General features: G+C 68.8%; 2 protein-coding genes and 2 pseudogenes. 3 read left to right on the top strand and 1 reads right to left on the bottom strand.

Annotated elements, in window-relative coordinates; genetic code table 11:
• Positions 1–203: 203 nt before the first annotated feature.
• Complete coding sequence (locus FHS37_RS38525) at positions 204–3875, bottom strand: LamG-like jellyroll fold domain-containing protein (protein ID WP_184829959.1); 3672 nt, start codon at positions 3873–3875, stop codon at positions 204–206.
• 939 nt (positions 3876–4814) lie between these two features.
• On the opposite strand from FHS37_RS38525, the gene FHS37_RS38520 reads away from it, so the two are divergent.
• From FHS37_RS38520 to FHS37_RS38510, 3 genes and pseudogenes are all read left to right on the top strand, one after another.
• A complete protein-coding gene (locus FHS37_RS38520) occupies positions 4815–5165 on the top strand; it encodes a hypothetical protein (protein WP_184829957.1) in 351 nt (116 codons plus the stop codon).
• Between the two features lie 322 nt (positions 5166–5487).
• Positions 5488–6147: pseudogene (locus FHS37_RS38515) on the top strand (IS6 family transposase).
• Between the two features lie 183 nt (positions 6148–6330).
• Positions 6331–7641 (top strand): annotated as a pseudogene (locus tag FHS37_RS38510) (NF041680 family putative transposase); the annotation flags it as partial.
• Positions 7642–7734 lie beyond the last annotated feature (93 nt).

The raw sequence follows: 7734 nt of genomic DNA, 5'->3' as shown, positions 1-7734 counted from the left end.
CACGATCCACGGCCGCGACTGACGCTTCTCCATGCCCCGACCAACGAGCGGACAAGTCGACGGTCACTTGATCAACAACTTCTGTTAGGACCTCTAAGTGATGAAGTTCCGCACGTCGTGCGCAGACTCGCCGCTGCGTCTGCTGTCGTTCCGGCGCCGTGGGGACAGGCACGGCGCTGCGCCTGCCCCCACCGCCTGCTGCTTCAGTCGACCACGGTCTCGCCGACCTGCTCAGGAGTCGCCATCGCACCGGCCCACACCCGCACCTCGGCCACCTGGGCGGGCAGGTAGTGCTGCCACGTTCCGTCGGTGCTGCCCTTGCCGACGGCGAAGTCGCCCGAGCCGGCCTTCGCCGTGAAAGCCTGCGAGTCCCCGTTTTGCATATTGCTCAGATAGAGGCTGATCGTGCCCGTGGAGGCGTTGAAGACGCCGGTGAGGCGCACCATGCCGTCCAGCGCGGCGCTCTCTTCAGAAACCACCGCATTGAAGGTGCCGTCGGCGTTGAGCCGGCCGAAGCGCCAGAAGCCCTCCGGGACGCTCTTCAGCTCCCCGGTTGTTTCGTCGACCACAGTCCTGCTGCCGGTCCGCTCGTACCAGATGCCCCAGGCTGAGCCGTCCGCGGTGCGCTGGCCTACGACCTGTCCGGTGTAGCCGACCGGCTTGGCCGCCAGTTTGTCGGTGTCCAGGTCCGCCAGGGCGGTGACCGTGAACGACCCGGTGTCGTCGACCACCGGTCCGGACGCGGTCGCGGCGTCGTCCGTGCCGTCGAGGACGATCACTTCGCCTTCCAGCTTCGCCCCGCCGTCCAGGGCCAGCGAGCGGCCGTAGCCGGAGGTGGTGTCCGGAACGGTGCTGCCGCTGCCCCGCTCGGCCGACCAGTCCGCGACCAGTTCCACCGCCGCGCGGTTCGGTGAGTTCATGAGGGTTGCTTCGTCGGTGATCTCATCCGGTGTCAGGGCCCTCTGCCACACCGTGACCTCGTCAATGGACCCCGCGAAGTAGTCGGTCGGGGTGTCGGCCCACATGGCTCTGCCGATCTGGAGCGCGCCAGTGGTCTGCCACGGGGTTCCGGCGTCCGCGGTCGCCTGCAGCTTGCCGTTGACATACAGACGAAGTTTCTTGTCCGCGACGTCATGTACTCCGACGACGTGGGTCCATACACCGCGTGGCGTGGCCTGCTTGGCGGCCGCCTTGCGGAGAGTTCCGTCCGCGGCCAGCGCGCTCAGGCTCCAGGTGTTGGTTCCTCCGCCCGCATACGACAGGCCGAACGGGGTGTACTTTTTCGCGAACGGGCTCGCGTTGTCCGGTATCTGGCCGAGTACGGTCATCGTGTGCGAGACGCCGGCGTCGACACGGACCCAGGCGGAGAGCGTGTATGAGGCCCGGGTCTCCACTACTGGGGTGCTGGTGGATGCGTATCCGGTGTTGCCGTTCAGCGCCAGCCCCTTGTCCGTGACCGGGGTCTCCAGCGGGTTGTCCGCAGCGTCATGGGTGATCACACCGCGTCGGCCGCGGTCGTCCCGTACCGCGTTGCCGGCCAGGGACGCGTCGTCGCGGCCATCGGCGGTGGCGGAATCCTGTGCAGCTCCGTCTGCCTCGGTGAAACGCCACCGTCCGATCGGGCCCTCACCGGCGCCGACCAGGAAGTCGGTCACGGACTGCTCGCCCCAGCCGAGGCTGTCCTTGGCCCGCACGTACACGCGGTGCAGGCCACCACGCGTGGGAGTGATGTCCGTGGTGACGGTCGCGCCCTTCAGTTCGGCCGACCATGTGGCCTCCGAGGACAGTTTGTACTGGTAGGCGAGGTTGGTGTCGCCGATCGCCGGGGTGAAGGTGAACGTTGCCTTCACACCGGGACCGCCGCCCGCCTGGCAGTCGTTGGCAGTGCAGGGACGGTAGGGGGAGCCTACGGTGATGGTCGGCGCCTTCGGGGGCGCGGAGTCCACCTTGAAGTAGCACCAGCCTGTCGTGGACGCGTTGGACGGGCCGGCCAGGTAGTCCTTGCCGCCGTTGTAGTAGGAGCGCACCCAGGCCCGGTACCGGTACAGGGTGCCGTCCGTCAGCGTCGACCAGTTCAGGGTCAGCTTGGTGTTGTCGCTTGCGTAGCCGGTCGAGGGGCGCAGGTCGCCGTTGCCCGCCGCCGCGTCCGCCCATGTGCTGCCGTCCTTCTTGTCGACGTCGAAGTAGACGCGCAGCTGGGCGTCCTTCTCACCGCCCGGCTTGGTCTGGGCGGTGGCCGCGAGTGCGGGTGTGGGGTCCGACACCACCGCCGGGTCGCTCTCGTTCTTCTCGCAGACCGTTCCCGAGCCCGCGACCAGGCCGATCTCGCTCGGCTTGTCCGGCAGCCCGACGAAGTCCACCGCGAGCACCGCGTCGTTGCGGAACCGCTTCCAGGCCGAGGTGTCGGACTCGTCGTGTGCCTTGATCAGCAGCGTCAGCCGGGGGAACTTGCCCGCCGCGAAGTTCTTGACCGTGGAGGTGAGGTTCTCGTTCGTCTCCTCGGGGTTGTCGTTGAACTCGATCGGCGCGTCCGGCGAGTCCGGGTCGCACAGGGAGCCGCGGCCGGCCGACACATGTCGGTCTCCCATCAGGTCCAGGTGCTTGGGCCGCGACGACCACGTCGTGGAGGAGGAGATGTTGTCGGTGCGGACCAGGTCCACCCAGCGCGGGTCGCACTGGAACGCCCACGGCTCGGTCACCCGGAACGTGGCGTCCAGCACCTGCTTGCCCCTCAGGCTGGATGCCGAGAACTCGAAGTACAGGCGCTGTACGTATCCGGGGCCGCAGTAGTAGCCGTTCCAGGTGCCGCACTTGCCCGCGCCCTTGCCCAGGTCGTCCTCGCCGTTGCTCCAGCCGTAGGACTCGTAGCCGTCGCTGCGCAGCAGGGTGCGTTCCGACTCGCCCCAGGTCACCGTCGGGTCGATGAACACCGGGAACGCCGACGCGGCGGTGGAGGTGAGCATCTCCGGGTCCGGGATCACCGACAGCGAGTCGTTGCCGACCTCGACGTCGATACGCGCCACCGTGTCGCCCTGGCCCGGTTCCAGGCCGGAGCCGGACGGTGCCGTCTCGGCCGGATCCGACGGCTCGCCCGCCTGGGTGCCGTCCCCGGTGCTAGTGGCTGCGGTGGTCAGCAGCTGCGGCTGTGCCCCGCTGGAGGCGTCCTGGCCGGCCGAATCCCACATCTGGGCCGGCGGCGCCCGGAACACCGTGGTGCCGTTGCCGTCGACCGCGGCCAGATTGCCGGCCGCGCCTTCCTCGATCGTGAGGTTCTTGGCCTTGAGGCCGAAGGTGAGCTTCTTCAGGTCCTCGTTCGCCGCCGCCTGGGGGGTCTTGACCACCAGGACGTGCTGGAAGCTCTCCGGGGTGGCTGTCACCTTCAGGTCGACGTCCGGCAGAACCTCGGGATACACGGCGCTGGAGCCGTCCAGCCGCGGGGCGGGCAGCGTGCCCGGCCAGTCCAGCGCCAGCGACCGGCCCTCGTCCTCGATCCGCGCCAGCGGATCATCGCTGCCGCCGCCGGAGAACGCCATCTCCACCGCGGCGCCTTTCGGGCCGACCGTGCCGTCCGCCCGCGTCTCCAGCGTCGCGTCCGGCTTCTGCCAGCCGCCCCCGGGCGTGGTGACACGGACGGGAACGGACGACTCCTCAAGGGTGAAGGTGTAGCCGTCCGGGTTGGCGAAGACCGTGGTGCGTTCTGTGCGCTCCCCTGTCACCTCCACCCGCCGGCCGGACTCCTGCGCCTCCTGCAGCGCCTTCTGCCCCTCCGACAACGGCGTCGCGTCCGGCGCCGTGTCTTGTGCGAAGGCCGCCGGTCCCGGCACCAGGGCTGCTATCACCGCGGCGCAGACCGCCGCGGTCACCCTCGCCGTCATATCCCGACCGCGTCCGCTGCCCGGTCCTGCGGTGCTACCGCCTCGCCCGGACACGACAGATCTCCCGCCCCGCAACCGGGTCCACATCCCCGCCACACCCCACCCACAACGATCACACAGATGCCGCGAGTAACTAACGCCATAACAGAACGTCAGGTCAATGGCCAGGAAACGGACATCGCCACGCCAAGACCCAGAACGCCATGTGATGATCATGACGTTTACCGACGGTTGTACGAGATGAGATCTCGTTTCCGCATCACTACTGACACGACAAGATCAACTACTTGTTGTGATTGATACCGCCCTCGCGGGGAACACCACGGCCCTCACGCAATCCACCACACAGACCAGGGAGTGGACGGCGGCATGATCCCTGCGTCACGTCGTCGTCGAGCGGTGCAAGCCCTTGGGCCATGAGGAATCGGATACGGCTGAGCGGTGGCTCCACCCGGCAGACGGACTTTCGCCACCAGACCACCAGGCGTGCGCCGCGCTCGCTCATGGAGATCACCACGGTCCGCCGCGCGCTCGATCACACCCTGACCGAGCTGAAGCGGGCCATTGACAGCCATGCCGTCGCGCAGGCGGCCGACCTATACACGTTGGCCTGGCAGCAGACAGCAGACGCCCTGCCCAGCAAGACCCGGCAGCAGCGGGCGCTGCTGCAGTCCTCCAAGGAGATCCTTACCTCCCGTCGTCGGCGGGAGAAGCAACGGCAGCAGGCCGCGGTCGCCCCTCCAAAGGCGGCGCGTCCTGAGCCTGCCCCGGTGCCCCGCCGCGACCAGCTGCCGGTCGGCCGAAGAAGCAAAAACCGCTCCAATCCCCGGAACCACCAGCCCGACCGCGCCGGCCCCTCGGATGCGGCGGCCGGATACGCGGCCTGTTCCCCCGGCCGGGACACCCCATCGGCCGTTCCGCTCCGCGCAATCCGCGCTGTTGGAGTCCGCGCGGCTGTACGAGAGCACGAGCGGTCTGCGCCCGTTCCTGAAGGACACGGCACGCGTCGGCGCCATTACCGGCTGGGCGCTGCTCCGCAAGCGCCTGCCCACACTGCCTCGGCTGCACCGCGACGGCGAATGCGTGATCCTGTGGCTGGTCGACGAAGACCGCCAGGCCAAAGAACCGCCCCTGGCGGTACTGGCCACGGTCGGCAACCGGCAGATGCACCCGTGCTTCCCCGCCGTCGCCGAACAGCTCGGCCTGTTATGCGGCACGGACACCGCTCAGCAGACCACATCAAGCTACGAGGTCTTGAAGGGCCATCAGTACTGGCACCGCCTGCGGTAGCACGGGCCTCAGGCACTGCACACCGCCAACCGCCCGCACCACCAGGCGCGTCACTGCCCGCGGGCAGCAGACAGCTTCGGCGTCGGCCACCTGCGGGCTACGGCGCCGGCTCGTAAGTCACCGTCTGGTCCGGGCAGCCAGCCGCCACCTCCCACAGGGCCGCCAGCTCGGTCTCATCGGCCGCATGACTGCTGGAGGTGCTGTCATGTTGGCTGTCTGGGTGGGATGGTCTTCGGGTTGGTCGTGGTGGAGGGGACCGCCCGTGGACAGTGCGCCGTCGTGCAGGGGGCACCGGTGTCCGGTCGAGGTGATCTCGCGCTGAGTGTGGCTGTCCTTCCGCTTCCCGCTCGGTTTCCGGGAGGTCGGGGAGCTGGTGCTGGAGCGCGGCATGATCGTCTCGTGCGGGACCGTCCGGCGCGGGTGCCTGGAAGTTCGGTCAGCAGTACCCCAACGGCCTGCGCCGCCGACAGCCTCGGCCCGGCGGCAAGGGGCATCCGGACGAGGTCTTCATCGAGATCAACGGTGAGCGGAAACACCTGTGACGGGCTGTGGACCAGGACGGGATGGTGCCGGACATCCTGGTGCGGAGCCGCCGGGACACGGCTGCGGCCGAGCGCTTCTTGCGCACGCTGCTGACGAAGACGGGCCGGGTGCCGCGGGTGATCGTCACGGACAAGCTCCACTCCCACCGAGCGGCCCACCGCGAGGCCATGCCCTTCTGTCGAGCACCGGTCGCACAAGGGCCTGAACAACCGGGCCGAGAACAGCCACCGGCCCACCCGGCAACGAGAACGGGCGATGAAAAGCTTTTAGCAGCGTGGGCGCCGCGCAGCGGTTCCTGGCCGCGTTCAGCGGCATCTCACCCCACTTCCGGCCCCGCCGCCACCTGATGACCGGCACCCGACACCGCACCGGGACGGCCGTCCGCTTCGCTGTCCGGGAGCAGGTCACCGCCGTCACCAGCCGGCCTGCCGCGGCCTGAGCCCAGGGCCGGCACCCGGCCCCACCACACCCCGACACGCCGTCAGCTTGTTCTTTTTCTTCCGGTCTCGAACGGTGTCTCGTACTGGGGCGCTCACCTGGGGATTCACCGGACGTGGGGGCGGCCTTCGTCTGATCCTATGCTCCGACCAAGGTGCACGTGACCAAGACGAAGGCCGTAAGGGTGAGTCTGCTGCCTGATGCTGTCCGGAGGGAAGCGTTCGCGGAAGCGTCACGCTTCCGAGGCGAGTTCTATGAGTGTCTGACCGCTCGGCGCGACGAATTGTTCGAGCTGACCGATGCGGTGTTGTGTGCGGACGGCGCGGTGAAGTCCCCGGTGGACTTGACGCTGCTGCCCGAGCATCGTCGTGGGCACGGAGCGATGTACGGCGGTCTCAATCACGGCCGGATCGACATGGATCGGCTGCGGACGGTGCTGTCCGGGCTGTCGCTGCCGCGTTTCGACGGCGGGCGCCTGGTCCTGGCGGTCGACGTGTCGCCGTGGCTCCGCTCGGACGCGCCGTGCTCGGCGGAGCGGCTGTTCTGCCACGTCTACGGCCGCGCGAAGACGGCGTCGCAGTTCATCCCGGGCTGGCCCTACTCCTTCGTGGCCGTGCTGGAGCCTGGCGCCACGTCCTGGACCGCGATCCTGGACGCGGTCCGGCTCGGCTCGGCGGACGACGCCACCGCGGTCACCGCCGCCCAGATGCGGGGTGTCGTGGAGCGGCTCATCGCCGCGGGGCAGTGGCAGGCCGGGGACCCGCATATCGTGATCGTCAGCGACGCCGGCTATGACGTCACCCGCCTGGCGCGGGTCCTGCGTGACCTGCCCGTCGAGCTGGTCGGCAGGGTGCTGTCCGACCGGGTCATGCGTCTGCCGAAGCCACCCCGCCGGCCGGGGACGAACGGCCGGCCACCCAAGCACGGCCCGGAGTTCCGCTTCGCCAAGCCGGAGACCTGGCCCGAGCCCGCGATCACCACGGTCACCGACACCACCAACTACGGCAAGGCCGAAACCCAGGCGTGGGACCGGGTCCACCCAAGGCTCACCCACCGCTCCTCATGGCTCGACCACGACGGCGAACTGCCCTTGGTCGAGGGCACGTTGATCCGGCTGAAGGTCGAACACCTGTCGAAGGGCCGGAACGCCCCACCGGTGTGGTTATGGTCCTCGAAGACCGGTGCGACCCCGGACGACGTGGACCGTTTCTGGCAGGCATTTCTCCGCCGCTTCGACCTGGAGCACACCTTCCGCTTCGCGAAACAGCCCCTCGGCTGGACCACCCCGAAACTCCGTACTCCCGAGGCTGCGGACCGCTGGACCTGGCTCCTGATCGTCGCCCACACCCAACTCCGGCTCACCTGGCCACTCGCCGAAGACCTCCGCCGGCCCTGGGAGAAACCCACCGCCTCGGACCGGCTCACCCTGGCCCGGGTCCGCCGGGGGTTCAGGAACATCCGCGCTCACCTCGCCTACCCGACCCGTGTTCCTGAGACCGTGTCCTACGTGGTGAGGCAGATGAGTCGCTTGTAGCAGCACAGGGCGGCGGCGAGGCCGAGAAAGGCCAGGTAGTTGCGGGGATCGCGT

The sequence above is a fragment of the Streptomyces griseomycini genome, assembly GCF_014203535.1.
Classification (GTDB): domain Bacteria; phylum Actinomycetota; class Actinomycetes; order Streptomycetales; family Streptomycetaceae; genus Streptomyces; species Streptomyces griseomycini.
This window is presented reverse-complemented; position numbering and strand designations above follow the sequence as displayed.